Annotated in this window: 27 protein-coding genes, 1 tRNA gene and 1 pseudogene; 20 read left to right on the top strand and 9 right to left on the bottom strand. The window is 67.2% G+C overall.

The features are described 5' to 3' along the window. The first annotated feature begins 218 nt into the window (after window positions 1-218). Window positions 219-1,160: a hypothetical protein gene (locus tag ACQ859_RS03570; protein WP_431264623.1), complete on the top strand. Its 942-nt coding sequence runs from the start codon at window positions 219-221 to the stop codon at window positions 1,158-1,160. A 98-nt stretch (window positions 1,161-1,258) separates the two neighbouring features. On the opposite strand, the gene lplT is transcribed toward ACQ859_RS03570, so the two are convergent. Beyond that, window positions 1,259-2,512, bottom strand: coding sequence for a lysophospholipid transporter LplT (gene lplT, locus ACQ859_RS03565; RefSeq protein WP_431264622.1), 1,254 nt, complete (start codon window positions 2,510-2,512; stop codon window positions 1,259-1,261). A gap of 242 nt (window positions 2,513-2,754) precedes the next feature. Here lplT and alr point away from each other — a divergent pair, with 242 nt between their 5' ends. The 7 genes and pseudogenes from alr to ACQ859_RS03530 all read left to right on the top strand — a co-directional run bounded on the left by alr (window position 2,755) and on the right by ACQ859_RS03530 (window position 8,786). Beyond that, entirely contained in the window at window positions 2,755-3,858 is a 1,104-nt protein-coding gene (gene alr, locus ACQ859_RS03560; protein ID WP_431264621.1) for an alanine racemase, read from the top strand. Between the two features lie 31 nt (window positions 3,859-3,889). Next, complete coding sequence (gene arfB / locus ACQ859_RS03555) at window positions 3,890-4,297, top strand: alternative ribosome rescue aminoacyl-tRNA hydrolase ArfB (RefSeq protein WP_088405699.1); 408 nt, start codon at window positions 3,890-3,892, stop codon at window positions 4,295-4,297. A gap of 36 nt (window positions 4,298-4,333) precedes the next feature. After that, window positions 4,334-5,101, top strand: a complete 768-nt coding sequence (locus tag ACQ859_RS03550; RefSeq protein WP_431264620.1) for a hypothetical protein — start codon at window positions 4,334-4,336, stop codon at window positions 5,099-5,101. Window positions 5,102-5,986: 885 nt separating this feature from the next. Continuing rightward, window positions 5,987-6,073 (top strand): annotated as a pseudogene (locus ACQ859_RS03545) (PEP-CTERM sorting domain-containing protein); the annotation flags it as partial. A 48-nt stretch (window positions 6,074-6,121) separates the two neighbouring features. After that, a complete protein-coding gene (locus tag ACQ859_RS03540; RefSeq protein ID WP_431264619.1) occupies window positions 6,122-6,973 on the top strand; it encodes a PEP-CTERM sorting domain-containing protein in 852 nt (283 codons plus the stop codon). A gap of 46 nt (window positions 6,974-7,019) precedes the next feature. Next, window positions 7,020-7,865 carry a PEP-CTERM sorting domain-containing protein gene (locus tag ACQ859_RS03535; RefSeq protein ID WP_431264618.1) on the top strand — a complete coding sequence of 282 codons (846 nt, stop codon included), beginning with the start codon at window positions 7,020-7,022 and terminating at the stop codon, window positions 7,863-7,865. Between the two features lie 51 nt (window positions 7,866-7,916). After that, window positions 7,917-8,786, top strand: coding sequence for a PEP-CTERM sorting domain-containing protein (locus ACQ859_RS03530; protein WP_431264617.1), 870 nt, complete (start codon window positions 7,917-7,919; stop codon window positions 8,784-8,786). Here ACQ859_RS03530 and ACQ859_RS03525 read toward each other — a convergent pair. The 4 genes from ACQ859_RS03525 to ACQ859_RS03510 all read right to left on the bottom strand — a co-directional run bounded on the left by ACQ859_RS03525 (window position 8,776) and on the right by ACQ859_RS03510 (window position 11,336). Next, complete coding sequence (locus ACQ859_RS03525; protein WP_431264616.1) at window positions 8,776-9,174, bottom strand: type II TA system antitoxin MqsA family protein; 399 nt, start codon at window positions 9,172-9,174, stop codon at window positions 8,776-8,778. The two genes, ACQ859_RS03530 and ACQ859_RS03525, sit on opposite strands and share 11 nt — an antisense overlap. Window position 9,175: 1 nt before the next feature. Further along, the gene (locus ACQ859_RS03520; RefSeq protein WP_431264615.1) at window positions 9,176-9,472 is read right to left on the bottom strand and encodes a type II toxin-antitoxin system MqsR family toxin; all 297 of its coding nucleotides are present in this window, start codon (window positions 9,470-9,472) and stop codon (window positions 9,176-9,178) included. Between the two features lie 186 nt (window positions 9,473-9,658). Continuing rightward, window positions 9,659-10,543, bottom strand: coding sequence for a DMT family transporter (locus tag ACQ859_RS03515; protein ID WP_431264614.1), 885 nt, complete (start codon window positions 10,541-10,543; stop codon window positions 9,659-9,661). A gap of 160 nt (window positions 10,544-10,703) precedes the next feature. Then, entirely contained in the window at window positions 10,704-11,336 is a 633-nt protein-coding gene (locus ACQ859_RS03510; RefSeq protein ID WP_431264613.1) for a LysE family transporter, read from the bottom strand. 134 nt (window positions 11,337-11,470) lie between these two features. Here ACQ859_RS03510 and ACQ859_RS03505 point away from each other — a divergent pair, with 134 nt between their 5' ends. Then, window positions 11,471-12,940: a sodium:solute symporter gene (locus ACQ859_RS03505; RefSeq protein ID WP_431264612.1), complete on the top strand. Its 1,470-nt coding sequence runs from the start codon at window positions 11,471-11,473 to the stop codon at window positions 12,938-12,940. On the opposite strand, the gene ACQ859_RS03500 is transcribed toward ACQ859_RS03505, so the two are convergent. Both ACQ859_RS03500 and ACQ859_RS03495 read right to left on the bottom strand, forming a co-directional pair. Then, a complete protein-coding gene (locus ACQ859_RS03500; RefSeq protein ID WP_431264611.1) occupies window positions 12,832-14,067 on the bottom strand; it encodes a MutS-related protein in 1,236 nt (411 codons plus the stop codon). The two genes, ACQ859_RS03505 and ACQ859_RS03500, sit on opposite strands and share 109 nt — an antisense overlap. Window positions 14,068-14,089: 22 nt before the next feature. Next, window positions 14,090-14,236, bottom strand: coding sequence for a hypothetical protein (locus tag ACQ859_RS03495; RefSeq protein ID WP_431264610.1), 147 nt, complete (start codon window positions 14,234-14,236; stop codon window positions 14,090-14,092). Window positions 14,237-14,730: 494 nt separating this feature from the next. On the opposite strand from ACQ859_RS03495, the gene ACQ859_RS03490 reads away from it, so the two are divergent. From ACQ859_RS03490 to ACQ859_RS03455, 8 genes are all read left to right on the top strand, one after another. Then, on the top strand, window positions 14,731-15,612 hold the full coding sequence (locus ACQ859_RS03490; protein WP_431264609.1) for a hypothetical protein: 882 nt from the start codon (window positions 14,731-14,733) through the stop codon (window positions 15,610-15,612). Window positions 15,613-15,689: 77 nt separating this feature from the next. Beyond that, complete coding sequence (gene radA / locus ACQ859_RS03485; RefSeq protein ID WP_431259771.1) at window positions 15,690-17,048, top strand: DNA repair protein RadA; 1,359 nt, start codon at window positions 15,690-15,692, stop codon at window positions 17,046-17,048. Between the two features lie 112 nt (window positions 17,049-17,160). Continuing rightward, window positions 17,161-17,568 carry a hypothetical protein gene (locus tag ACQ859_RS03480; RefSeq protein WP_431264608.1) on the top strand — a complete coding sequence of 136 codons (408 nt, stop codon included), beginning with the start codon at window positions 17,161-17,163 and terminating at the stop codon, window positions 17,566-17,568. A gap of 52 nt (window positions 17,569-17,620) precedes the next feature. After that, window positions 17,621-18,544 carry a branched-chain amino acid transaminase gene (locus ACQ859_RS03475; RefSeq protein ID WP_431264607.1) on the top strand — a complete coding sequence of 308 codons (924 nt, stop codon included), beginning with the start codon at window positions 17,621-17,623 and terminating at the stop codon, window positions 18,542-18,544. A gap of 54 nt (window positions 18,545-18,598) precedes the next feature. Beyond that, window positions 18,599-18,817: a zinc-finger domain-containing protein gene (locus tag ACQ859_RS03470; protein ID WP_067279675.1), complete on the top strand. Its 219-nt coding sequence runs from the start codon at window positions 18,599-18,601 to the stop codon at window positions 18,815-18,817. A gap of 63 nt (window positions 18,818-18,880) precedes the next feature. Beyond that, window positions 18,881-19,342 (top strand): YybH family protein, encoded by a 462-nt coding sequence (locus ACQ859_RS03465; RefSeq protein ID WP_067279692.1) that lies wholly within the window; start codon window positions 18,881-18,883, stop codon window positions 19,340-19,342. Window positions 19,343-19,353: 11 nt separating this feature from the next. Further along, complete coding sequence (locus tag ACQ859_RS03460; RefSeq protein WP_431264606.1) at window positions 19,354-20,358, top strand: YheT family hydrolase; 1,005 nt, start codon at window positions 19,354-19,356, stop codon at window positions 20,356-20,358. A gap of 20 nt (window positions 20,359-20,378) precedes the next feature. Beyond that, window positions 20,379-20,918, top strand: a complete 540-nt coding sequence (locus ACQ859_RS03455; protein ID WP_431264605.1) for a DUF2946 family protein — start codon at window positions 20,379-20,381, stop codon at window positions 20,916-20,918. A 92-nt stretch (window positions 20,919-21,010) separates the two neighbouring features. Here ACQ859_RS03455 and ACQ859_RS03450 read toward each other — a convergent pair whose 3' ends face one another. After that, window positions 21,011-21,619 carry a c-type cytochrome gene (locus tag ACQ859_RS03450; RefSeq protein ID WP_431264604.1) on the bottom strand — a complete coding sequence of 203 codons (609 nt, stop codon included), beginning with the start codon at window positions 21,617-21,619 and terminating at the stop codon, window positions 21,011-21,013. 285 nt (window positions 21,620-21,904) lie between these two features. On the opposite strand from ACQ859_RS03450, the gene ACQ859_RS03445 reads away from it, so the two are divergent. Beyond that, window positions 21,905-21,979 (top strand) — tRNA-Arg (locus ACQ859_RS03445). Between the two features lie 86 nt (window positions 21,980-22,065). Here ACQ859_RS03445 and ACQ859_RS03440 read toward each other — a convergent pair. After that, on the bottom strand, window positions 22,066-22,734 hold the full coding sequence (locus tag ACQ859_RS03440) for a hypothetical protein (RefSeq protein WP_431264603.1): 669 nt from the start codon (window positions 22,732-22,734) through the stop codon (window positions 22,066-22,068). Window positions 22,735-22,852: 118 nt separating this feature from the next. Here ACQ859_RS03440 and istA point away from each other — a divergent pair, with 118 nt between their 5' ends. Both istA and istB read left to right on the top strand, forming a co-directional pair. After that, window positions 22,853-24,385, top strand: a complete 1,533-nt coding sequence (gene istA / locus ACQ859_RS03435) for an IS21 family transposase (RefSeq protein ID WP_431264602.1) — start codon at window positions 22,853-22,855, stop codon at window positions 24,383-24,385. Then, window positions 24,378-25,166, top strand: coding sequence for an IS21-like element helper ATPase IstB (istB, locus tag ACQ859_RS03430; protein ID WP_431263345.1), 789 nt, complete (start codon window positions 24,378-24,380; stop codon window positions 25,164-25,166). Before istA ends, istB begins: the two co-directional genes overlap by 8 nt. Window positions 25,167-25,249 lie beyond the last annotated feature (83 nt).

The raw sequence follows: 25,249 nt of genomic DNA, 5'->3' as shown, positions 1-25,249 counted from the left end.
AAGGGACAGCGGCGCGACAGATGCGCACAAGGGGTGGGGCTTGTGCAACAGTCCCCCCGACAGGGCTTGGATCCGGCCTGCGGACCGGCCAACAATGCCCAGGGTTTGTAGCATGGCGCAAGGACTGACCCTGACCTCCAATCGGGGCGCCGTGCGCCTGTCATGCACGCGGCCTACCCTGTCGCGTGTGACCCGTCCACCAAAGTAGGGAGAGCTTCTTGGATCACCTGGCCTGTTTCGCCCCCGAGGATCTGCAGTCCAAGCCCGGGCCCGACCTGCCGAGCTACCACTGGCGTCTGCTCGCCCAGGGAGACTCCTGGTTCTCGACCGCCCAGGCCAAGCTCAGCGCGCACGCGAACCTGCTCCAGGAACTGGTGCTGACCAAACCCACCGTCGCGATCAATTGCGCCGGGCAGCGCGAAAGCCTGTCCAAGGTGGTGGAACTGGCGTCTTCCCCCGACTTCGTCCGGCTGCTCACCGCGCCGGACGCCCAGGTCTGGGACGGCATCCTGCTCTCCGTCGGCGGCAACGACCTGATCAAGGCGGCGCAGACGCCCACGCAGCTCGACGGCGTGGAAGTGCCGCTGCATCTGCGCCTGCTGCGCAACCAGACCGAATGGGGCCCTCCGTCCGCGGGCGTCGGCCGCTACTTCTCGGAGCCCGGCTGGGCGACGTACGCCGACTACCTGAAGGCCAACCTGCGCCACCTGCTGACGCTGCGCGACCAGGGGCCGTCCGCGGGTAAGCCGATCTTCATCCACTGCTACGCGGTGCCGATGCCGCGGCCGGCCGGCGCGGAAGACGCCGGCCACGGCCCGTGGCTGTATCCGGCGCTCAAGGCCTATGCGATCCCGTCCGCCGACTGGGCGGCCGTCAGCCGCCTGATGGTGATGCACCTGGCCCAGCTGCTGAAGACGCTGATGGCGGACAAGGAGCAGTTCCCGGGGCTGTTCGTGTTCGATTCGACCGCCGTGCCCCTGGCTGCGGCGACGCCGGGCGCCAGCGGCATCAGCGGCGACTGGCACAACGAGATCCACCTCAACCACAGCGGCTGCCTGAAGATCGGGCGCGCCTGGTCGGAGCACATCGACCAGGTGCTGACCACCGGCGGCATCGTCGTGGCGGCGCCGCCGACGGGGCGGGGACGCGCGCGGCGCTGAGGGCTTCGGTACTGCCAGCGGCCTCGGCAGTCAGAAAGAGCACCCCAAAGGAAGACGGCCCCGCGAGGGGCCGTCGTCGCTTCAGCGCCAGCTTCCGCTCAGTGCTTGTCGCTGCGCGCGATCGCCAGGAGCCGCTCGAGCTCCTCGGGATGCTCGCGCTTGTTGTGCTCGTGCCAGCGGCCGACCACCCACATCGTGCCCGCCACCAGCAGGCCCAGGATGGTGATCGAGCCGAAGGCCGAGGTGCCGAAGCGGGTCAGCATCGTGTACAGCGCGCCCAGGCCCAGGATGCAGGCCTGCTCGTTGAAGTTCTGCACGGCGATCGACCGGCCCGCGCCCATCAGGTTGTGGCCGCGATGCTGCAGCAGCGCGTTCATCGGCACGACCAGGTAGCCGCCGATGCCGCCCAGCAGGATCAGGAACGGGATCGCGACCCAGAGGTTGTTGATGAAGTTCAGCACCAGCATCAGCAGGCCCAGGCCGATGCCCAGCGGGATGACGCTGGTGGCCTTGTCCAGGCGCACGACGGCGGAGGCGACGATCGCGCCGACGGCCGTGCCGATCGCCACCACGCCGGCCAGCGCCGACGCCTGCGTCGTGCCGTAGCTCAGCGCCGCGGCGGCCCAGGCGAAGACGATGTAGCGCATGTTGCCGGACACGCCCCAGAACAGCGTCGTCATGCCCAGCGAGATCTGGCCCAGCTTGTCCTGCCACAGCCGCGAGTTGCAGGCGGCGAACTCGCGCACCAGGTCGGTCGCGTTGTGCGAGATCGGCTGCAGCGGCGAATCGGTGCGCGGGATGCGCAGGTTGAAGAGCGCCGCGATGAAGTACAGCACCACCATGAAGGCGATGGCCGCCTGCGGCGCGGTATCGATGCCGGTGTCGATGCCGGGGATGTCGATGGCCAGCAGCCAGGCCGAGGCCCGGTCGCCGATCAGCTGTCCGCCGAACACGGCGCCCAGGATGATGGAGGCGATGGTCAGCCCCTCGATCCAGCCGTTCGCCTTCACCAGCTGCGACGGCGGCAGGAGCTCGGTCAGGATGCCGTACTTGGCCGGCGAGTAGGCGGCGGCGCCGAGGCCGACGATCGCGTAGGCGATCAGCGGGTGCACCCCCACCAGCATGCTCAGGCATCCCAGCACCTTGATGGTGTTGGAGATGAACATGACCTTGCCTTTGGGCACCGCGTCCGCGAAGGCGCCCACGAAGGGCGCGAGCACCACGTAGAACAGCGCGAACATGGGCACCAGCGCGGCGCGCTGCCACTCGGCGGCGCCGCTGGTGCGGAGCAGTTCAACGGCGGCCACGAACAGCGCGTTATCAGCCAGCGAGCTGAAGAACTGCGCTGACATGATGGTGTAGAAGCCTTTTTCATCGACCCGGCATACCTGGAACTGCGGTGAACACGCTGGGTCCACGGGGTGGGGAAAGGGCAGCGCTGCGGCGGGTTTATAGCACGCGCTCGTTTTCGTAACAGCGCTTCACGGGACAGTGTCTCTGTGCTATTCCGCACCGCTTTTCCGACCCCATGGCGCCCTCCCCTCCGCACCGCGGAGGGGCGTGAACCCCTTCATGCGCGGCACAATGGGGGCCCATGCCGCGTCCGATCGAAGCCCTCGTCCACCAGCCCGCCCTGGCCCACAACATCGCCCGCGCCCGTGCCTGCGCGCCCGACGCGCAGGTATTCGCGGTCGTGAAGGCCAACGCCTACGGCCACGGCATCGAGCGGGCGTTCGACGCGCTGCGCAGCGCCGACGGCTTCGCGCTGCTGGACCTGGACGAGGCCCAGCGCGTGCGCGACCTCGGCTGGCGCGGACCGATCCTGCTGCTGGAAGGCTGCTTCGAATCGCGCGACCTGGAACTCTGCTCGCGGCTGAAGCTCTGGCACGCGGTGCATCACGAGCAGCAGGTCGACTGGCTGGCCATGCACAAGACGCACGAGCCGCACCGGGTGTTCCTCAAGCTCAACAGCGGCATGAACCGGCTGGGCTTCACGCCGAGCGCGTTCCGCGGCGCCTGGACGCGGCTGAACGCGCTGCCGCAGGTGGACGAGATCTCGCTGATGACGCATTTCTCGGATGCCGACGGCCCGCGCGGCATCGAGCACCAGACCGCCGTCTTCAAGGAGGCGACGGCCGACCTGCCGGGTTCGCGCACGCTGAGCAACAGCGCGGCGATCCTGCGCCACAGCCAGGACGCGGAGGTGCGGGCCGACTGGGTGCGCTCGGGGATCATGACCTACGGCAGCGCCCCGGACTTCCCGGAGCACGACATCACCCACTGGGATCTGAAGCCCACGATGACGCTGCGGGCCAAGGTGCTGGCGGTGCAGCAGCTGAAGGAAGGCGACAGCGTCGGCTACGGCAGCAGCTTCGTGGCGCAGCGCGCGATGCGCATCGGCACGGTGGCCTGCGGGTACGCGGACGGCTATCCGCGCCATGCGGTGCACGGCACGCCGGTGCTGGTCGGCGGCAAGCGCAGCGCGACGATCGGGCGCGTGTCGATGGACATGCTGGCGGTCGACCTGACCGACCATCCGAACGAAGGCGTCGGCAGCGAGGTCACGCTCTGGGGCCAGGGCCCGCACGGCGCGGTGCTGCCGATCGACGAGGTGGCCCGCTCGGCCGGCACGATCGGCTACGAGCTGATGTGCGCCGTGACCAAACGCGTGCCGGTGCACGTCGAGACGCTGGGCTGAGGCCCGGCGCGCGGCTGCCTGCGTCGGCGTCATGCACCTGGACTGGACGCCGGCCGACTGGGAGCTCGAGATCTCCGCGATCCGGGCCAGCGGCCCCGGCGGCCAGAACGTCAACAAGGTCAGCAGCGCGGTGCACCTGCGTTTCGACATCCGGCGCTCGACGCTGCCGGCGCTGATCAAGGAACGCCTGCTGGCGCTCAGCGACCAGCGGATCACGGCCGAGGGCGTCGTGGTGATCAAGGCCCAGGAATCACGCAGCCAGGAGCAGAACCGCGCCGATGCGGTCGCCCGGCTGATCGCACTCGCGCAGAGCGTGGCGCACACGCCGAAGGCGCGCCGGGCGACGAAGCCGACCTACGGGTCGCAGAAGCGCCGCCTGGAGGCCAAGAGCCAGCGCGGCGACATCAAGGCCGGGCGCGGAAAGGTCCGGGGCGACTGAGCCGGCCGGGGCCGGACGATCGATGAGGGAGAGGACATGTTCAAGGCATTGCGGATCCTGATCCTGCTCGGGATCCTGTTGACGGTGGCGCTCACCACGCTGGTCGGCCGCTGGCAGGCCCAGTCCTGGAAGCGGCCGCAGGTCGTGACGCTGTATCCGATCAACGCGTCGGGCGATCCGGTGACGGATCTCTACCTGGCGCGGCTGGACGCCGCCGCCTTCGCGGACCTGGAGCCGTATTTCCGGCAGGAGGCGGCGCGCTACGGCGTCGCGCTGTCGCAGCCGATGCGCATCGTGCTGGGCAGCCGCGTCCGCGTCGCGCCGCCGACGGTGCCGCGCGACGCCGGACCGCTGTCGGCGATCTCGTGGAGCCTGCGGATGCGCTGGTGGGCCTGGCGCGAGACGCCGCCGAGCTCGCCCGTGCCGGACGTCAAACTCTTCCTGATGTACCACCCGCCGGACTTCGCCGGCGCGCTGCCGCATTCGATCGGGCTGGAAAAGGGCCGGATCGGCCTGGTGCACCTGTTCGCGATGACATCGCAGCAGGCGCAGAACGAGGTCGTCATCGCGCATGAGGCGCTGCACACCTTCGGCGCGACCGACAAGTACGACCGGGCGACCTTGGCCCCGTCGTTCCCCGAGGGCTTTGCGGCGCCCCGCCAGGAGCCCCGCTACCCGCAGACGGCGGCCGAACTGATGGCCGGCCGCATCCCGGTCCGGGAGGGCGAACTGCGGATGCCCTCGAACCTGGGCGAGACGGTGATCGGGCCGGTGACCGCGGTCGAGATCGGCTGGGTGAAGTAACCGGGCGTGTCATCGGCGTTGCGCGCCCCTCCATTCGAGGGGTGCGCCGGCGCTTTGCAAATCTGACATGGAGAGAATCCGACCCGAGAGGGAAGGAACTCCATGAACAAGAAGATCGGCGGGCTGACGCTCGCCCTGGCGGCCATTGCGAGCATGGCCGCGTTGCCGGCGCGCGCGGAGCGCTTCGAAGCCACGTTCACCGGCACGCTGACGAGGATGCAGTCCACCGTCGGCTGTCAGGATTGGGAAAAGATCGTCTGCGAATCGCGGCAGGATCTGTCGCCCGTGGCGCCGATCACCTTCACCCGTTCCTTCGTGTTCGAGGTGGGCGGCCCGGGGATGAGCACCGGCATTGGTACGGGCGTCTTCGAGCCCGCCGTCGACTGGTACGGCCGCCCCATGCGCTACGAACTGGGCGACCAGGCGATGGGCAGCTTGACGAGCAACGAGCCGATCTCCGGCGCGCTGATCCCGGCCGGTGTCCTGGCGCACGCGCAACTCACTGCGCCGGCCACGCTCGCCGGCAGTTACGTCGCCACCTTCCACACCCGAGACATCAGCACCTACCTCGACGCGGTCGGCGGAGAGTCCCGCGCGGACCTGTGGGGCGCCAACGAGAGCGTCGGCTGGACGACCGCGGGCGGGCAGACCGTGGGCCTGATGTTCCAGTTCATGCAGGCGATGCCGTTCGCGGTGACCCAGCAGAACCTGTCCGAGGCGATCTCGGTGAGCGATTTCATTGCGCGCATGAACCAGGACTTCTGGTGCCAGGGCTGCACGCAGACGGTGATCGCCACGGCAAGCGTCCGAGACGGCGGCACCTCCAGCGACTACCTGTTCCACGGCTCGATCGGCGGCTTCAGCGTCCGGCAACTCGGCGCCTCGACCGTTCCGGAACCGTCGACCTACGCGCTGATGCTGGCCGGCGTGGCCGCGATCGGCGTGGCCGCACGGCGGCGCAAGACGGCCTGAAAAAACAAGGCGCATCGCGCCGGTCGAGCACAACGGGAGGGACGACCCATGAAGAAGCAATGGATGGCCGTCGCGCTGGGCGCAGGTCTGTGCCAGGTCGCGATGGCGGATATCACCTTGACGTTTGAGGGCTACTTCACCGCCTCGGAGAAGGCTGTGTGTCCGACTCCGTCGCTCTCCTGCCCGAGCGGCGGGCAAGTGACCGACCTCGGTTTGAGGAATATGCCGGTCACCCAGTCGATCACCTTCGCGTTCGGCGCGATGCCTGGAGACACGACCTTCACGAGTTCGTCGCACACATACATCGATGGCCGCACCAAGCGCCCCGTCGAGGTGATGAACGCCACTCAGTACCACGCGCTCTGGAGGACGCATGACCTGACGGACTCGCAGGTGCCGGCACTGCCATCAGCAACGACGAACCCGCTGGACGGCGCCGTCGGAACCTCGATCGAGGTCTGGAACGGTGCCTACCGATCCCGGGGAGGTACAGCCTGGGCTGACACCGGCATCGCCCGAGGATCCGGCGAGGGATGGATGGTAGGCAACACTGTGTCCTGGATCGGCAACGATGGATCGCTGTTCCAAAACCATCTCTATCTAATGTGGGACGGGCCCTTTGCCGGTTCTCTCGCTAACTATGCCGACGTCGAATCGCCAGACTACTTCCTCCGGATGCTATCCAGTTCAATGAACTGCACGACATGCGTCCGCCTCGACTGGGGCGATGCCTATTGGGCCAATGACCAATCAGTCACGAGCGTCAGACTGACTGGCGTCGGACGCCTCATCTCGGTCGTCGACACCGCCTCCGCAGTGCCGGAGCCGTCCACTTACGCGCTGATGCTGGCCGGCGTAGCCGCGATCGGATTCGCCGCGCGTCGGCGCCAAGCCGGTTGAGCCTTGGCTCGCCACGATTCACGACATCTCGAGGAAGAGGGAAACGATGACGATCCGCTGGATGGCCGCCCTGATGGGCGCAATGCTGAGCCCGGTCGCGATGGCGACCGTCACGGTGACCTTCGAGGGGTTCTACACCTTGCAGAGCCAGTCGACCGATTGCGCGCCGATGGACTGGTCCTGCGTCGGCACGACGACGACGCTGGGCACCCCGATCGCGTTCTCGCAGTCGTTCTCGTTCGAATACGGCGTGTCGCCGGGCCGGCTGCCTTTCGTCACCAGCTCTTCGCAAGGGAAGGACGGCGCCGGACGTGCCTACGACTGGATGACGGCATCGCAGCGTTATGCCAACTTCCTGACCCACGATCCGGCGGACGCTCAAGTCCCGACGCTTCCTGTCGCCACGTCCGATCCGGTGAATCGGACGGGCGCGCAGCTCGACGTCAACACCGTCGCGCGCCGCCTCCGCTCCGTGCACGCGTGGACGGACACCGGCGAGACCCTCCGGAGCGAGGAAATCTTTTCGTTGCACCACGCGGTGATCTGGACCAACGCCGACGGGTCCCACTCACAGGACAGTTTCAGCATCAGCCCGGCCAAGTCCCCGTCTTTCGCGGGCACCGTGGCCAACGCCTATGACGTCACGTCGGACGCCTACTTCCTGGACCTGATGAACCGCCTCGGTGGTTGTGCAGGCTGCCTTACCGTGAACTTGTCGAACAGCTACGCCCGCGCCGACGGCGTGACCGGCGCCACCTCGCTGACAGGGTTCGGCCGCATCGTCTCGATCACCGAGACCGCCGCGGCGGTGCCGGAGCCGTCGACCTATGCGCTGATGCTGGCCGGCGTGGCTGCGATCGGCTTTGCCGCGCGGCGGCGCAAGACGGCCTGACGGCTCAAGTCGCCGCACGCGGATCGTTCAAGACCCGAGGGAGAGAAACTCATGAAGAAGCAGTGGATGGCCGTCGCGCTGAGCGCCGGTCTCAGCCAGATGGCGATGGCGGCGACCTACAAGGTCGATTTCGAGGGCAGCCTGCGCTTCGGTCAGAAGACGGTGGATTGCCCAGAGGAGTCCACCTTCTGCGAGGGCTTCGTGAAGGACCTGGACGTCCGGGACCAGCCGTTCTCGATGAGCTTCACTTTCGAGGTCGGCGCGACTCCGGGGCGCACGAATTTCACCACCTTGCACAGCCAGTCCACCGAGCCGGGTTCTGGTCGCAGCTACGACGCCTGGTCGGCAACCGAGCGGTATGCCAACTGGGTGACAACTGATGCCCAGGCGTCCCAGGTCCCCGCCCTGCCGTCGGCTTCGTCGAATCCTTTCGATGGCGCCGCGGGCGTGACGCACCAGGTCTTCACCTCGGCATTGAGGACACGCAGCGTGCATTCCTTGGTCGGCAACCAGCAGGTGATCCGGTCCACCGATTTCTGGAGCCTGACGAGTTCGGAACTCTGGCTGGACCCGTCCGGTGCCGGCTTCCAGAACCTGGTATCGCTGACCTGGAACGCTCCCTTTGCCGGCGGCACCGTCGACAACTACGACGACCGCGAGCCGCTCGCCTACTTCCTGGGCATGTTGCAGCAAGGAACGAACTGCCTGCAATGCGTCGGCCTGCAATGGCGGGATGCGACGGCGTCAGTCGACGGTCTGTACAGCAGCGTCAGCATCAGCGGCGCCGGACGCCTCGTGTCGATCACCGAGATCACCGCAGCGGTGCCGGAACCGTCGACCTATGCGCTGATGCTGGCCGGCGTGGCCGCGATCGGATTCGCCGCGCGTCGGCGGCGCGCTACCGACACGATCAAGCCCTGATCTCCTCCAGCAGATCGGGGTGCCGGTCGAGCAGCCTCAGCAGTTTGATCAACGCCAATGGCGGCTGCGTCTTGCCGGTCTCGTAACGGGAGAAGGCGTTCACGCCGCCACCGAAGATTTCCCCGGCCTCGCGCTGATCCAGCGCAAGCCTCTTGCGGACCTCCGCGATGAAAGACGGGTCGACTTGTGACGCGTTCACCTGCTTGGAGAATGCGCGCACCGCCCGCATGACGCGGCCAGACTCATCCATGTCCATCGTGACTTCGTCGCACGATGGGCAGAAGTCTCCGGTGACCGCAGGAATGGTCGTCGACACGCCCTTGTAGACATGCTCAATGTCTCGGGTGTCGCGCACTGTCTTCGCGAATCCGCAGGCCGGACATTTCATTTCACAACTCCTTGAATGAGATGAGCACAACCTCCTCGACGACGCTGAGCTTGAGATAGACGCGCCCTCGATTCGTTGTCGGCCGATAGACGTCTTGCCACGCGCGATGGTCGTGATACGTAGTCATGCTCTTGTAGAAGTCGCCCTGGCCCAGCGCCAGGACCACGCCGGACATCTGTTCGTGGTCGAAGCCCAGGGCCTCGGCGCCGAGAGAGGCTGAAAGCGTTGCCCGAATGCGGCCTTCGGATGTCAGCTGCTTGACCGTGCTCAGCGAGTAATGGGCCTTGTGTTTTTCCATCGAATATTAACCTAGTTGGTTAACGACGGAAATGCGCCACTGCCGCTCCGTCATCAAAGACGAAGCCTGTGATCGAACGAAATGGGCGACCTTGCGATTCCGCAAGACCTGGTCCCGGTTCCCGCTTCAGCGGGGAACCATCAACGAGGCGTCAGAACGAACTTCGAACCGTTCGAGGGCATCCGCTCACCGCTGTGGCCGCGTCGCCACGTAGATGCTGCCCAGGCACAGCACCATGCCGGCGAGCGCCAGCATCGTCGGCCGCCAGCCTTCGAAGATCGCCGAGATCCCCAGCGCGATCACCGGGATGACCACGCCGGTCAGCGCGGCGCGCGCCGTGCCCTGGCGCTGCGCCAGCTTGAAGTACAGGACGAAGGCGAACACCGAGCCGAACACCGCCAGGTAGAGCAGGCTGAACACGTACGACGGCGTCCACGCGAAGTTCAGGCCCTGCCCCGTCGCCACCGAGGCGGCCAGCAGGAAGACCGCGCCGTAACCCATGCTCCACGCCAGCACCGGCACCAGCGCCAGGCCGCGGCGGGTCAAGGTCAGCGTCAGCACGTTGCCGATCACCGCGGCGATGACAGCGGCCAGGCCGATCGCCAGACCATAGGCCGCCGTCGGGCGGGCGCCGGTCGAGGCGATCTCCGGCCAGAAGATCATCACCACCCCCGCCACCGCACCCGCGGACGCCGCCAGGAAGCGGCCCGTCACGCGCTGGGCGAAGAAGATCCGCCCCGTCAGCGCGTTGCCGAACACCATCAGGCAGAACAGCACCGCCACCAGCCCGCTCGGGATGTGGCGCTCGGCCTCGTAGACGGAGAAGTAGTTGCCGCTGTACTGGACGATGCCGGTCGCCAGCATCAGCCCGTGCGCCGACCAGGGCAGCGTCAGCGACAGCTTCTGCCAGCGCGCGAAACCCGCCAGCATCAGCGCCGCCAGACCGAAGCGCCAGCCGACCGAGTTCAGGATCGGCACGCCCGAAGCGAGCTGGTACAGGATCACGTGCCACGTGCTGGCCCAGATCAGCGTCGGGCCCCAGAACAACCAGCGGTCGGAAACGGTGGACATGATGTGCGGCAACGATCTGTACCGGCCGCTCGCGCAAGGACGCATTCAGCGGGCCGGTGGAAACGACGAGGCCGCCCTGTGGGGGCGGCCTTTGGTGGGAAGCGACCGCTTCGGCGGGTCGCTCAGGAGAAGCCGGACTGCGGCGCTCCGGTCTGGCGACTCAGTCGGCCGCCTTCTTGAAGGTGGCCAGCAACGCGCCGGCACCGACGAACAGCGAGCCGAAGATCCGGTTCATCGCCTTCAGGTGAGATTCCGAGCGCAGCGCACGCAGCACGCGCGCCGCCAGCAGCGTGTAGCCGGCCATCACGACGGCGTCGGTGAAGGCCAGCGTCGCGCCGATCACCGCGTACTGCTGGGGCAGGCTGTGATGCAGGTTCAGGAACTGCGGCACCACGGCCAGCAGGAAGACCGTGCCCTTGGGGTTCACCGCGTTGATGCCCCAGCCGCGCAGGACCAGGTCACGCCGCGAGACCTGCTTGCCTTCAGCCTGCTCCGCCACCAGCGGCTTGGCCGGCGAGCGCCATTGCTGGATGCCGAGGTACACGAGGTAGGCCACGCCCGCCCACTTGACCACCGCGAAGGCCTGTTCGGACGCCGCGATCAGCGCGCCCAGCCCGGCGCCGACCACCACGATCTGCGTCAGGATGCCCAGGATCAGGCCCATCGTCATGAAGTAGCCGCGCTGGAAGCCGTGATTCAGCCCGGCGCTCATCGCCGCGATGGCACCGGCGCCCGGGGACAGGCTGATGGCCCAGGAGGCCGCGAAAAACCCCAGCCAGACTGACAACTCCATGATCGACTCCTTCGAAGGAGCCGAGTTGTAGCACGTTGCCCTCCGCGACGGCGAAGGTCAGGGAATAGACGGGTTATGCCTGCTGCCACATTCGGAATGCCGCCCCCGGGGCGGCGCTCCAATAATTCCGCGCCATGTCCGCCACCGTCCTGCTCGTCGTCGTCATCGCCTACTTCTCGCTGCTGCTGGCGGTGGCCTGGTGGACCTCGCGCCGCGCGGACAACGACAGCTTCTTCATCGGCAACCGCAACAGCCACTGGGGGCTGGTCGCCTTCGGGATGATCGGCACCTCGCTCTCCGGCGTGACCTTCATCAGCGTGCCGGGCTCCGTCGGCGCCGGCGCGTTCGGCTACTTCCAGATCATGCTGGGCCAGTTCGCCGGCTACGCGGTCGTCGCCTTCGTGCTGCTGCCGCTCTACTACCGGCTCAACCTCAGCTCCATCTACCGCTACCTCGGCACCCGCCTGGGCGTCGCCGCGCACCGCACCGGCGCCGGCTTCTTCATCCTGTCCCGCACGCTCGGCGCCACCGCCCGGCTCTACCTCGTCGTGCGCATCCTGCAGGACCTGGTGCTGGCCCAGTTCGGCATGCCGTTCTGGCTCAGCGCGCTGCTGGTGCTCGTGATGATCCTGCTCTACACGCTCGAGGGCGGCGTCAAGACCATCGTCTGGACCGACACCCTGCAGACCACCGGCATGCTGGGCGGCCTGGTGATCTGCGTGGTGTTCCTGCTCCACGCGATGGGCCTGGACCTCGCTTCCGGCTGGCAGGCGATGCGATCGGCCGGCCTCGCCGACGTCTTCGTCACCGACCCGATGAGCGCCTCGCACTGGGCCAAGCAGCTGCTCGCCGGCGCGGCCATCGCCGTCGCGATGACGGGCCTGGACCAGGAGATGATGCAGAAGAACATCTCGGTCAAGCGCCTGGCCGACGCGCAGAAGAACATGATGGTGATGGCAGCCATCATGACCGTCGTCGTGCTGCTGTTCTTGTTCCTCGGCGGACTGCTGACGATGTATGCGCAGCAGCAGGGCATCAACGCCCATGGCGACCGGCTGTTCCCCGCCGTCGTCATGGGGCACCTCCCGGCCTGGGTGCAGCTGATCTTCGTGGTCGCGCTGATCTCGGCGCTGTTCCCGAGCGCCGACGGTGCCATCACCGCGCTCACCTCCAGCACCTGCATCGACCTGATCGGCCTGCAGGAACGCCGCGGCTGGGACGAGGCCCGCCAGCGCCGCATCCGCAAGGCGGTGCACCTCGGCTACGCGGGGTTGTTCCTGCTGCTGACGCTGGGATTCCGCTGGCTCGACGACCCGAGCATGGTCTCCCTGATCCTCAAGCTGGCGGGCTACACCTACGGGCCGCTGCTGGGACTGTTCGCCTTCGGCATCCTGACGACGCGGACCTTGCGCGCGGGCGTCCTGCCGTGGGTCGCGCTGGCGGCGCCGGCGCTGTGCTGGGTCGTGGACGCCCACCAGGCCACCCTCTTCGGGGACTACCGGATGGGGTTGGAGCTGCTGCTGGTGAATGCCGCGCTGACATTCGGCGGGCTATGGGTCGGGTCACTGCCCGAGCCTTCTTCCAGAGGGAAGTCGGCAGGCTGAAGTACGTACTCGGAATACCAGGTCCGCACCCGGTCTGCCTCCCGAAGGACGGACGGCGGAAAGTCGTATCGGCCCATGAGCGCGATCCCGTTGGTGTCGGGCAGCAACCCGTCTTCAAGGATCAGCCCCTTTCCTTGCGTCCGAGCCAGATGGAGCGACCGATAGCGCCGCCGCAGGATCTTGCCCAGCGCGAGATTGTGGGAGGTGACGACGACCCGCGCATGCGCGGCCAGGTGCTGCAGCACCGCCGCCGCGGCCGCCACGGATTCGATGTTGTTGGTGCCGCGAAAGATCTCGTCGATGATGAAGAAGGCTCCTTTTCCGGCGGCCTCGGCGGCCTTGACCAGGGTTTCTGCGCGCAGCAGCTCGGCCATGTAGAGGCTCTGGCTGTTCTCAATCGAATCCTTGTTCTCGATGCTCACCCAGACGATCACCTCAGGCACCCGCGCGTGGGTGGCGTAACAGACGCCGAAGGCGCGTGCGACCAGCAGATTGATGCCGATGGCGCGTAGCAGCGTGCTTTTCCCGATGCCGTTCTGCCCGCTGAGCAGCAGGCTCTTGTCATCCATCCTGAGGCTGAGCGGCTGACAGTCGTCGAAGAGCGGATTCTTCAGATCGGTGAAGACGACATCGCCTTCCGCCGCCAGCTTGGCCACGCAGATCTGGTCTGTGGCGAGCGCATGCTCCAGGAAGCAGATGTCCGCTTCGCATTCCGCCACCTGCTCATAAACCCGGCACAGCGACGGCAGGGCCGCTTCGAACCGTTCCAGCGACCTGCGCAGCGTCGTGTACTCGCTCATCGCGAACAGGTTGGCATACTCCGCGATCGCGGCGAAACGGTCATAGAGGCGCCCCGAGATCACGGCGTCGAGCCGGCCGATCTCGGCCAGATCGTCGGTCAGCGCCCCGTACAGACGGCCTCTGCAAGCGACGCCGAGTTCCCCCAGCGACCGGGCCGCAGCCAGGGTGAGCAGCAGTCCGGCACGCAGTCTCTTCCACTCCTGAAGGCGCGGAAACAACCGGATCTGGACGAAGCCCACAAGGCCGACGTAGGCCAGCGTCGCACCGATCCCGAGGGTCGCGGGCCAGGCGAACAGCCACTGCAAAGTCCAGACGAGACCCAGCACCCAGGGTGCCAGCCACAGGCGCTCAGCCCAGCGTGGCGATCCTGGTGCCGTGGAACAGATGCGGCGTGATGTCGTCACCGGCGCAGCGCAAGGCCTCCCGGATCGGTCGGGCGGGTTCGATCAATGCGGCGATTTCGGCGGGAGGATGCTCCTGCAGCAGATGGGCCACAACGCCTGGCGCGTCTCCCCCGCCTGAGCCGCCGATAAGTCGCCTGGCGGGCATGGAGGCTGGCCAGCCGGCCGATGCGCCTGAGATAGGCCGGCATGTCCAGATCCAGCCAAGATTGGTCGTCGACGTGCCCGGCCGCGTCGACGACCGTCGCCCGGTCGAGGCTAGCCACCTCGCTCTCCGAAAACCAGTCGTAGGACGTCGTGTACGGACGCGCATTGGCGAACGATTCCGAGAAGACGGCCCGGATTCTCTTGAACCGTCCCGCAACGCGGGCGATGTGAGGCAAGGTCATCGGTCGTTGGTCTGCATGTGAGGGCTCCCGCGGTCAATAGGCCGGGCTGTTCAGATAGTGTTTCACGATCGGCGCGCGGTCATCGCGCAGGCGCTCGTTCGCGTTCTCCGATGGGCGGGATCGGGCGTTCCGCAACGGTGGACTGACCCTCGCCCGCTATCCTGGGACGACGTGCCACACGCACGCTCCGCCACCGCCCATGTCGCACGCCCATCGCGCCCACCACGCCTCGAAGCCCCCGTCGTTTGCCCAGCGCCAGCACGCGCGGCTGCGCTGGGTCGAGGACCTGAAGCGCCAGCTGCGCAGCCGGTTCCTGCTCCGGTTGCATGTCTTCGTCATCGCGATGCTGATGCTCGGCGCGCTGATGCTGGGCGGCGCGGGGCTGCGGGCGATGGGGGTGGAGGCGCTGGCCTGGCGCTACGCACTGCTGCTGCCGGCCAGCTACCTGCTCTACCTGGGCCTGCTGCGCGTGTGGGCGCGGGCGCTGCTGCGTCACGACGGATCGCCGCTGGACGGGATGCCGGAGCTGTTGGACTTCGGCGCCCAACTCGCCGGCAACCTGGGACGCGGACGTCCCCCTGTGCCGTTCCGCAGCGGCGGAGGCGGCGATTTCGGTGGCGGCGGGGCTTCCGGAGACTTCTCCACAAGCGCATCCACATCCTTGTCCACCGACTTGCCCACACCCTTTTCCACAGCTTGTCCGTCGAACCTGTCCACAGCCGGCGACGCGCTGGGCTCGGCCGGCGACGCGGTCGGCGGGCTCGATGAGGGCCTGGTCATCGCCGTGCCCATCGCGCTGATCCTGGCGATCGGCGCGGCGCTCGGCTTCTGCGTCTTCGGACTGTTCGGCGTGGAAGTGCTGCTCGCGGTGTCGGTGGAGGTGGCCCTCGCCAGCATCGCCGGCGGCATGGCCTGGCGGCGCCTGAGCGAAGAAGGCTGGTGGCGATGCGCGGTCCGGCGCACCTGGGGACCGGCGCTGGGTCTGCTGCTGGTGGGCGTGCTGCTGGGCGCCGCCATCGATCACTGGATCCCCACCGCCGATTCGCTGCCGCACGCGTGGCAACTGGTCCGGGTGAAGTAGTCGTCACAGGAGGCTCCTGAGCGGCTCCTGAGCGACTCCTGCCGCGAGCGGGTCGGACCGGCGACGACAATCGGCCCATGGCCACCCAGAAATCCCACTACGTCTGCTCCGAATGCGGCGCCACCAGCGCCAAGTGGCTGGGCCGCTGCCCGTCCTGCAGTGCCTGGAACACCCTCGTCGAGACCGCCGCCGAACCCGCCGCGGGCAAGAACCGCTTCCAGGCGCTGGCCCGCAGCCAGCCCGTCGCGACCCTGTCCGAGATCGAGGCCCGCGACTTCGAGCGCACCCCGACCTCGCTGGAGGAACTGGACCGCGTGCTGGGCGGCGGCATCGTCACCGGCGGCGTGGTGCTGATCGGCGGCGATCCGGGCATCGGCAAGTCGACGCTGCTGCTGCAGGCGGTGGACGCGCTGTCCCGCCAGATGAAGGTCCTCTACGTCACCGGCGAGGAATCGGGCGCGCAGGTCGCGATGCGTTCCCGTCGCCTGGGCCTGGACGGCTCGCAGGTGCGCGTGCTGGCCGAGATCGGCCTGGAGAAGATCCTCGCCACCATCGAGGTGGAACAGCCCGACTTCTGCGTCATCGACTCCATCCAGACGATGTACTCCGAGCAGCTGTCCTCCGCGCCCGGTTCTGTCGCGCAGGTCCGCGAATGCGCCGCGCAGCTGACCCGCACCGCCAAGTCCGGCGGCTGCGCGATGGTGCTGGTCGGCCACGTGACCAAGGAAGGCGCGCTGGCCGGGCCGCGCGTGCTGGAGCACATCGTCGACACCGTCCTCTACTTCGAGGGCGACACCCACAGCAGCTACCGCCTGGTCCGCGCGATCAAGAACCGCTTCGGCGCGGTCAACGAGATCGGCGTCTTCGCGATGACCGAGAAGGGCCTGAAGGGCGTCACCAATCCGAGCGCGATCTTCCTGTCCACGCACGGCGAGCCGGTGCCCGGCTCCTGCGTGCTGGTCACGCTGGAAGGCACGCGGCCGCTGCTGGTGGAGCTGCAGGCGCTGGTCGACGGCGGCGGGCCCAGCCCGCGCCGGCTCTCGGTGGGCCTGGAGCGCGACCGTCTCGCGATGCTGCTGGCGGTGCTGCACCGGCACGCCGGCGTGGCGACGATGGACCAGGACGTCTTCGTCAACGCCGTCGGCGGCGTGCGCATCAGCGAGCCGGCGGCCGACCTGGCCGTGCTGCTCGCGATCCAGAGCTCGCTGCGCGGCAAGCCGCTGCCCAAGGGCTTCTTCGCCTTCGGGGAAGTCGGTCTGGCCGGCGAGGTCCGTCCCGCGCCGCGCGGTCAGGAGCGGCTGAAGGAAGCCGCCAAGCTGGGCTTCTCGATCGCAGTCGTGCCGCAGGCCAACGCGCCGAAGAAGCCGATCGACGGCCTGACCGTCCACCCGGTGGCCCGCATCGAGGACGCCATCGAGATCCTGCGCGGGCTGTGACGGCGCAGGGGCCGGGATCGGCGATGGCGGCATCCGCAATCGCCACACCCGTCCCGGCGGCGGCCCGACGACAATCGCGGGTTCAGCCTCACCCCCTTCGGAGTTCCCCCGCATGAACCGCCTCGTCGGCATCCTTCTCGCCATTGCCGCCATCGTCGTCGGCACCTACTACTTCGGCTGGAAGGGCGCCATCCTGGGCACGTCGGCCGTCATCTTCTATCTGCTGCTGCAGTTCTCGCAGCTGATGCGCGTCATGCGCACAGCCCAGAAGTCGCCGCTGGGCCACGTCTCCAGCGCGATCATGCTGAACTCGAAGCTGCACGCCGGGATGAAGCTGATCGACCTGATCCGGATGTGCAAGTCGCTGGGCGTGAAGGCCGGGGAGCACACCTACCGCTGGACCGACACCGGCGGCGACGCGGTAGACGTGGTCCTGGAGAACAGCGTGGTCACGCGATGGACGCTGATCCGCGCCCAGGCGCCCGAATCGGCCGCCCCCGCCGACATCCCGGCCGCATAAAATCCCCGACTTCGCAGCACCCGGCCCATTCGCGGCCGCAAAAGGAAGACCCATGTCCCTGGACGATCGCGACGGCAAGATCTGGATGGACGGCGAGCTGGTGGACTGGCGCGACGCCAAGATCCATGTGCTCACCCACACCCTGCACTACGGCTGTGGCGCCTTCGAAGGCGTGCGCGCGTACCAGACCGACAAGGGCACCGCGATCTTCCGGCTGCGCGAGCACACCGAGCGCCTGTTCAACAGCGCCAAGATCCTGCGCATGAAGATCCCGTTCACGATCGAGCAGGTCGAGGCCGCGCAGAAGGCGGTCGTCCGCGAGAACAACCTGGCCAGTTGCTACCTGCGTCCGCTGACCTGGATCGGCAGCGAGAAGCTGGGCGTCAGCCCCAAGGGCAACAAGATCCATCTGATGGTCGCCGCCTGGGCCTGGGGCGCCTACCTGGGCGAGGAAGGCCTCAAGCGCGGCATCCGCGTCAAGACCAGCAGCTACACCCGCCACCACGTCAACATCACGATGACGCAGGCCAAGACGGTGTCGAACTACACCAACTCGATCCTGGCCAACATGGAAGCGACCGAGGACGGCTACGACGAGGCGCTGCTGCTGGACGCGTCGGGCTTCGTCTCCGAAGGCGCGGGCGAGAACCTCTTCATCATCAAGAACGGCGTGGTCTACACGCCGGACCTGTCGGCGGGCGCGCTCAACGGCATCACCCGCAACACCATCTTCGCGATCTGCGAGGACCTGGGCCTGAAGCTGGTCGAGAAGCGCATCACCCGCGACGAGGTCTACATTTCGGACGAGGCCTTCTTCACCGGCACCGCCGCTGAAGTGACCCCGATCCGCGAGCTGGACCGCATCGAACTGGGCAGCGGCAGCCGCGGCCCCATCACCGAGAAGATCCAGTCGGCCTTCTTCGACATCGTCAACGGCCGCAATCCCAAGTACGCCCACTGGCTGAGCGTGGTCTGAGCGGGACCTTTCCCCACGAACCGCCAGCCGCCGCAAGCCTTCAAGAACAAGATCATGAGCGCCAACACCACCACGCCCAAGGCCACCGTCGAAGTCACCGCCCAGGACCTGCAAGGTCCGGGTGTCGTCTTCTGCCCGAATCCCAAGATGCCGCTGTGGAGCAACCACCCGCGCGTCTTCATCGACCTGAGCCACACCGGCGAAGGCGCCTGCCCGTACTGCGGCACGCTGTACAAGCTGAAGGCCGGCGAGCACCTGCCCTCCGGTCACTGAGCCACGACGGCCGACGCCTGGGCGCCGGCCGACGCCCGCTCCCTTGAACAAGGAACGAGACCCATGGTGCGCAAGCCTCAGACCGCCCTGCTGCTGGCCTCTCCCGAGGACACCGAAGCGCAGTTCTACGAGGCCCTGCAGGCCGGCGACCTGGAACGCCTGATGGCCGTCTGGGGCGACGAGGACGAGGTCTGCTGCGTGCATCCGGGCGGGCCGCGCGTCGTCGGCGCGGCGGCGATCCGGGCGAGCTTCGAGCAGATCTTCGCCAGAGGATCGATCCCCGTTCATCCGGAGTGCCAGAGAAAGCTGGTCAACGGCGAGACGGCGATCCATCAGGTGCTGGAGCGCGTCGAGATCACCGACGAGGACGGCGTGCAAAGCGCCTGGGTCGTCGCGACGAATGTCTACCTGAAGACGGCGTTGGGCTGGCGCATGGTCGCGCACCATGCCAGTCCGGGGACCTCGCAGGACGTGAAGCAGGAGCTGGCCATCGTGTCCGCCGGCGCGCCCACGACACTGCATTGAGAGGGTTGTCCATGCAGTACCAGGCGCCTCCCTGGTTGCCCGGAGGCCATGCCCAGACGATCTGGCCCGCGCTGTTCTCGCGCCGCTACGTCGGCCCTGCGCCGCAATTCCGCCGCGAACGCTGGACGACGCCGGACGGCGACTTCGTCGATGTCGAGCACCTCGTCGATCCCGCAGCGGGCCCATCGAACGGGCAGGACGCGGTCACGGCACCGGCCGAGCGACCGCTGCTGGTGCTCTTCCACGGGCTCGAAGGCTCGGTGGAGAGCCAGTACGTCCAGGCCTTCGCGGCCATGGCGCAGCAACGGGGCTGGGCCTTCGCGATGCCCTACTTCCGGGGATGCTCGGGCGAGATCAACCTCGCACCGCGGGCCTACCACTCGGGCGACTACACCGAGATCGGCTGGATGCTGGCGCAGTTGCGTGCCTCGCATCGCGGCCCGGTCATCGCCGTCGGCATCTCGCTGGGCGGCAATGCGCTGCTGCGCTGGGCGCAGGAAGCCGGCGAGGACGCCGCGTCGACGGTGAAGGCCGTGTGCTCCGTCTGCTCGCCGGTGGACCTGACGGCTGCCGGCCACGCGATCGGCAAGGGCTTCAACGGGCTGGTCTACACGCGGATGTTCCTGAAGACGATGATGCCCAAGGCCATGAGCAAGCTGAAGCAGCACCCGGGCCTGTTCGACGCCGAGCGGATGCGGCGCGTGCGCAACCTCTACGAGTTCGACAACATCTTCACCGGCCCGGTGCACGGCTTCCGCGACGTCGACGATTACTGGCTGCGCGCGTCGGCCAAGCCACACCTGGCGCGCATCCGCGTCCCGGCGCTGGTGCTGAACGCGCGCAACGACCCGTTCGTGCCGGCACACAGCCTGCCGGAGCAGAGCCATGTCGGCGCGCACGTGACGCTGTGGCAGCCGCGCGAGGGTGGGCACGTCGGTTTCCCGTCCGGCCGCCCGCCCGGCCACGTGCGCACGATGCCCGAGCGCGTGACCGACTGGCTCGCGACGCGGCTCTGAACCGCACGGAAAGGACTCGCATGGATGCCATCGTCGAAGCGGCGCTGAAGAAGTGGCCCAACGTGCCGCACTGCTACGGCTGGTTGGCGCTGGACGCGCGCGGCGACTGGTACATGCGCGACGAGCGCATCCAGGCCGCCGGTCCGTTCCCGACCGTCAAGGGCAGCCGCATCGTGCACGACAAGCTGATCGGCTTCATCGCCCGCAACTACGCGTCGGACGACCAGGGCGCCTGGTTCTTCCAGAACGGGCCTCAGCGGGTCTACGTGCAGCTGGAAGTCGCGCCCTGGATCTGGCGGCTGCAGCCTGACGGCCACGTGCTGAGCCACACCGGTCGAGAAGCGCAGGTCGCCGGCGCGGTGCTGGACGACCAGGATCGTTTGTTCCTGGAAACCGATCTCGGTCTGGGCCTGGTCCACACGCAGGACATGGGGCCGGCGGCGGACGCGCTCGAAGCGGGGCGCTGGACGATGTCGAACGCCACGCATGCCGAACTCATCGCCCGTCATGGGGTGCTGCTGGCGCCGATCGACCCGAAGGACGAGTCAGGCAAGTCCTGACCCTGCGGCGAAGGCGGCGTGATCCGCCGAGATGCGTCGCCCATGAAAAAGCCGACCCGCGGGTCGGCATTCGTGTCTCTGGCGTGCGAGGCTTACTGCGAAGCGCCGGATGCCGGAGCGGCGGGAGCCGAAGCGCCTGCATCGGCGCCGGAGGCGGCTGCGGCGGGCAGCTTCGGGTCGTCGAACTTGGCGCCGCCCTGGTTGGCCATGTAGACGACGGCGCGGGAGATCTCGAAGTCGCTGAAGTCGCCGCCGCCCTGCGGGCCCATGTTGCCCTTGCCCTTGAGGGCGGAGTGCACCAGGGTGTCGAAGCCGCTCTTCACGCGCGGGCCCCAGGCGTCGTGATCGCCGAGCTTGGGCGCGCCGGCCGCGCCGGTCGCGTGGCAGGCCGAGCACTGGGCCTGGAAGACCTGCTCGCCGGACTTCATCGCGGCGGGGTTCGTGAGGTCCTTGAGTTCGATCGAGCCCACGGGCTGGATGCGGGCGGCGACCGCCTGCGCCTCGAGGCCGGTGCCGCCGGCGCCCGGCTTGATCTCGCTGGACACGTAGTTCGCGAGCATCACGATGATCACGATCGGAATGACGAAGGCGAAGAAGACCGCAACGATCAGCTGCTTGGGGGTCTTGATCGGGCCCTCGTGGGCGTCGTGTCCTTCAGCGTGCGTGTCCTGGGCGTTGGCGTGGTCCTGGGTTCCGCTCATGAATTCCTCGTGGCTCGAATCGGATACGGCAGAAGCGAATCCGGGTTTCTGAGGGGGTGTCGGATGACGGACCGCCCTGGGAAAACCGGACCGGGGAACAGCAAATCGGCGCAGTATAGCCAGCCCCCTGCCGCCCCACCCTGGGGCTTTCGTCAAGGTCGGCACGTTGGTGGGGCAGGTGTTGCGCGAGGGTCGCGCAGGTGTTCGCGATGGTGCCGTTTCGACCGGACGCGCATGCTCGGGTCGAGGAGCGTCAGAAGAAGGCTAGAATGCGCGCTTCCCGCGGCGACCGTGGTGAAGTGGATATCATTGGGCCCTCCGAAGGCTTAGTCGCAAGTTCGATTCTTGCCGGTCGCACCAGAACATCATGAGTCGAGGACACCAAGCGCTGTGGCTTCCGGAAATTTTTGAGCGTTTGCTCAACTATTGCCGGATGCCCTGCACGTTCAGGAATTGCCGGAAGCCTCATAAGCGGCGCCCGTTTCGTGGCGCCGTTTTTCTTGGCGAAGCACCGCTGAGGCCGCGTCTTCAGCCAGAATTTTTGCTGCCCTGTATTCGCCCCAGCGAAGTTCCACACCACGGTCCCTGAGCTTCTGATGAAGCGCGCGCCGCGTCACCTTCAGTCCTGACGTGAGCAGCTCCTTCGTCGCACCGACGATCACTGGCTTCAGTGATTCCAGCCTCATCGCGTTCTTCTCTTCGCTTCTCTGATGTCTCAGCAAACGGAAAGCCTCAGCCGCGCTCTTGGCTTCTTCCGGGAGTAGCGAGTACAGCGTTCGGACGTCCACGCGGAGTGCTTCAGCCACCGCTTTCACTGACGCGATCCGGGTGTAGCCGCCGAGCGCTGCGCGCTCAAGGAATTCCCGGAGTTCCTCGATGTCCCGTTTAATAGGCAAACGCCTCTTTCTACCCTGTCTCGGCAGGACGGAGGTGGGAAGTGTTCTTGGCTCTGCTAGCGCCAATACTGACACTTCACCGTCAAGGAGTTCAGTGAGCGGGACTTGATACACGTAGCTCACGCTGCACAAGACGTCCCATCCCGGACGCGCACTCTCGGAGGTCCAAGTCGCGACGACCGACTTGTTCCGTCCGATCTGACGAGCCAGATGCGCCATTCGGCCTTGGTGGTGTTGATTGCCGCCGAATCCTGACCCACCGACCGCACTGATTTCCGTTCAAACCTGACCCACGTATGAACCCTAGCCTGCCGCAACTTGCGGCAGGAGCATTGGAGTGATTGACGTGGCGACACTAAGTGTCATCAGGCGATGGGCCCTGCGTGAGCAGTTGTCCATCCGAGAGATAGCCCGACGCACCGGCCTGTCTCGCAACACCATCCGGAAGTACCTGCGCAGCGACGACAAGGAGCCGTCGTACGCCAAGCGCGAGAGCCGCAGCCGGCTCGATCCGTTCGCGGAGAAGCTGGCCCAGTGGCTCAAGACCGAGTCCGGCAAGAACCGCAAGCAGCGGCGCACCTTGAAGCAGATGCACGCCGAGCTCATGGAGCTCGGCTACGACGGCTCCTACAACCGCGTGGCCGCCTTCGCGCGGGACTGGGCGCTCAAGCGCCAGGAGGCCCAGAAGACGACCGGCCGCGGCACCTTCGTACCGCTGGTCTTCGAGCCCGGCGAGGCCTTCCAGTTCGACTGGAGCGAGGACTGGGCCGTGCTCGGCGGCGAGCGCACCAAGCTGCAGGTGGCGCACTTCAAGCTCAGCCACAGCCGGGCCTTCTACATCCGGGCCTACCTGCTGCAGACCCACGAGATGCTGTTCGACGCTCACAACCACGCCTTCCGCGTGTTTGGCGGTGTGCCCAAGCGCGGCATCTACGACAACATGAAGACCGCCGTGGACAAGGTCCTGAGCGGCAAGGCGCGCGACGTCAATGCGCGCTTCGCCGCGATGGTCAGCCACTACCTCTTCGAGGTCGAGTTCTGCAACCCGGCCTCGGGCTGGGAGAAGGGCCAAATTGAGAAGAACGTGCGCGACGCCCGGCACCGGCTCTGGCAACCCGTGCCCGCCTTCCCGTCGCTGGACGCGCTCAACGCCTGGCTGGAGGAGCGCTGCAAGGCGCTGTGGACCGAGATCTCGCATGGCAAGCTGCCCGGTACCGTGCATGACGTCTGGCAGGACGAGCGACCGCTGCTGATGCAGCTGCCGCGCCCCTTCGACGGCTTCATCGAGCACACCAAGCGCGTCTCGCCGACTTGCTTGGTCACCTTCGAGCGCACCCGGTACAGCGTGCCGGCGTCGTACGCCAACCGGCCGGTGAGCCTGCGCGTGTACGCAGACCGGCTCGTCGTCGCGGCCGAGGGCAACATCATCTGCGAGCACCAGCGGTTCATCGACCGCCGGCACGACACGCTCGGCAAGACGATCTTCGACTGGCGTCACTACCTGGCGGTGCTGCAGCGCAAGCCCGGCGCGTTGCGCAACGGCGCGCCGTTTGTCGAGCTGCCGAAGGCCTTCAAACGGTTGCAGGCGGAACTGCTCAAGAAGCCTGGCGGTGACCGGGAGATGGTCGACGTCCTGGCGCTGGTCCTGCACCACGAGGAGCAGGCGGTGCTGGCGGCTGTCGAGCTGGCTCTGGAGGTCGGCGTGCCGACCAAGATGTACGTGCTCAACGTGCTGCACCGGCTGGTGGACGGGAAGGCCGCGCCACCGCCCGTGGACGCCCCGCACGCGCTGCGCTTGACCAACGAGCCGCAGGCCAACGTGAACCGCTATGACGCCTTGCGCGAAGAAAGGAAGGTCCGCAATGCGTGACTCAGCAACCAACGGGCTCATGACCGCACTGCGGGAGCTCAAGATGTTTGGCATGGCGCAGGCCGTGGGAGACCTGGCCGAGCAAGGCGCGCCGGCGTTTGAAGCCGCGCAGCCCTTCCTGGCTCAGTTGCTCAAGGCCGAGTCCGCCGAGCGGGAGGTGCGTGCCGTCGCGTACCAGCTCAAGCAGGCCAAGTTCCCGGTTTACCGAGATCTGGCGGGCTTCGAGTTTGCGCACAGCGAGGTGAACGAGGCGCTGGTGAAGCAGTTGCACCGCGGTGAGTTCATGGACCGGGCCGAGAACGTCGTGCTGGTCGGCGGGCCAGGAACGGGCAAGACCCACCTGGCCACGGCCATCGGCGTGCAGGCCTTGGAGCATCACCGGCGACGGGTGCGCTTCTTCTCCACGGTGGAGCTCGTGAACCTGCTGGAGCAGGAGAAGCTGAACAACAAGACCGGCCAGATGGCGCACCGGCTGGCTCACATGGACCTGGTGATCCTCGACGAGCTCGGTTACCTGCCGTTTAGCTCCTCCGGCGGGGCGCTGCTCTTCCACCTGCTGAGCAAGCTCTACGAGCGCACCAGCGTCGTCATCACGACGAACCTGAGCTTCAGTGAATGGGCCAGCGTCTTCGGCGACGCCAAGATGACCACCGCCCTGCTGGACCGCCTCACCCACCACTGCCATATCCTTGAAACCGGCAACGAGAGCTACCGGTTCAAGAACAGCTCTGCACAACCCACCCCCAAGGAGTCCAAGACCAAGAAGTTACCCACAGCCTGAGCCTCAAAGGCTTGAACAAGGGTGGGTCAAGATTGGATGGAAACGGTGGGTCAGGATCGCGCGGGAATCAACACTTCTTGGCG

The organism is Roseateles chitinivorans (genome assembly GCF_050632235.1).
In the GTDB taxonomy this organism is placed as follows: domain Bacteria; phylum Pseudomonadota; class Gammaproteobacteria; order Burkholderiales; family Burkholderiaceae_C; genus Roseateles; species Roseateles chitinivorans_A.
The sequence above is the reverse complement of the archived record's forward strand: the minus strand, read 5'-3'. Positions and strand labels throughout refer to the sequence as shown.

Bases quoted from the DNA above. Each gene is read 5' to 3' on its own strand.
- ACQ859_RS03470 (WP_067279675.1), top strand. From the start codon at position 18,599: ATGAGCGCCAACACCACCACGCCCAAGGCCACCGTCGAAGTCACCGCC.
- ACQ859_RS03480 (WP_431264608.1), top strand. From the start codon at position 17,161: ATGAACCGCCTCGTCGGCATCCTTCTCGCCATTGCCGCCATCGTCGTC.
- ACQ859_RS03525 (WP_431264616.1), bottom strand. From the start codon at position 9,174: ATGAAATGTCCGGCCTGCGGATTCGCGAAGACAGTGCGCGACACCCGA.
- ACQ859_RS03535 (WP_431264618.1), top strand. From the start codon at position 7,020: ATGACGATCCGCTGGATGGCCGCCCTGATGGGCGCAATGCTGAGCCCG.
- ACQ859_RS03450 (WP_431264604.1), bottom strand. From the start codon at position 21,619: ATGAGCGGAACCCAGGACCACGCCAACGCCCAGGACACGCACGCTGAA.
- radA (WP_431259771.1), top strand. From the start codon at position 15,690: ATGGCCACCCAGAAATCCCACTACGTCTGCTCCGAATGCGGCGCCACC.
- ACQ859_RS03550 (WP_431264620.1), top strand. From the start codon at position 4,334: ATGTTCAAGGCATTGCGGATCCTGATCCTGCTCGGGATCCTGTTGACG.
- istB (WP_431263345.1), top strand. From the start codon at position 24,378: ATGCGTGACTCAGCAACCAACGGGCTCATGACCGCACTGCGGGAGCTC.
- ACQ859_RS03455 (WP_431264605.1), top strand. From the start codon at position 20,379: ATGGATGCCATCGTCGAAGCGGCGCTGAAGAAGTGGCCCAACGTGCCG.
- ACQ859_RS03465 (WP_067279692.1), top strand. From the start codon at position 18,881: ATGGTGCGCAAGCCTCAGACCGCCCTGCTGCTGGCCTCTCCCGAGGAC.
- ACQ859_RS03460 (WP_431264606.1), top strand. From the start codon at position 19,354: ATGCAGTACCAGGCGCCTCCCTGGTTGCCCGGAGGCCATGCCCAGACG.
- ACQ859_RS03540 (WP_431264619.1), top strand. From the start codon at position 6,122: ATGAAGAAGCAATGGATGGCCGTCGCGCTGGGCGCAGGTCTGTGCCAG.
- lplT (WP_431264622.1), bottom strand. From the start codon at position 2,512: ATGTCAGCGCAGTTCTTCAGCTCGCTGGCTGATAACGCGCTGTTCGTG.
- ACQ859_RS03515 (WP_431264614.1), bottom strand. From the start codon at position 10,543: ATGTCCACCGTTTCCGACCGCTGGTTGTTCTGGGGCCCGACGCTGATC.
- ACQ859_RS03520 (WP_431264615.1), bottom strand. From the start codon at position 9,472: ATGGAAAAACACAAGGCCCATTACTCGCTGAGCACGGTCAAGCAGCTG.
- ACQ859_RS03490 (WP_431264609.1), top strand. From the start codon at position 14,731: ATGTCGCACGCCCATCGCGCCCACCACGCCTCGAAGCCCCCGTCGTTT.
- ACQ859_RS03475 (WP_431264607.1), top strand. From the start codon at position 17,621: ATGTCCCTGGACGATCGCGACGGCAAGATCTGGATGGACGGCGAGCTG.
- arfB (WP_088405699.1), top strand. From the start codon at position 3,890: ATGCACCTGGACTGGACGCCGGCCGACTGGGAGCTCGAGATCTCCGCG.
- alr (WP_431264621.1), top strand. From the start codon at position 2,755: ATGCCGCGTCCGATCGAAGCCCTCGTCCACCAGCCCGCCCTGGCCCAC.
- ACQ859_RS03440 (WP_431264603.1), bottom strand. From the start codon at position 22,734: ATGGCGCATCTGGCTCGTCAGATCGGACGGAACAAGTCGGTCGTCGCG.
- ACQ859_RS03530 (WP_431264617.1), top strand. From the start codon at position 7,917: ATGAAGAAGCAGTGGATGGCCGTCGCGCTGAGCGCCGGTCTCAGCCAG.
- ACQ859_RS03505 (WP_431264612.1), top strand. From the start codon at position 11,471: ATGTCCGCCACCGTCCTGCTCGTCGTCGTCATCGCCTACTTCTCGCTG.
- ACQ859_RS03510 (WP_431264613.1), bottom strand. From the start codon at position 11,336: ATGGAGTTGTCAGTCTGGCTGGGGTTTTTCGCGGCCTCCTGGGCCATC.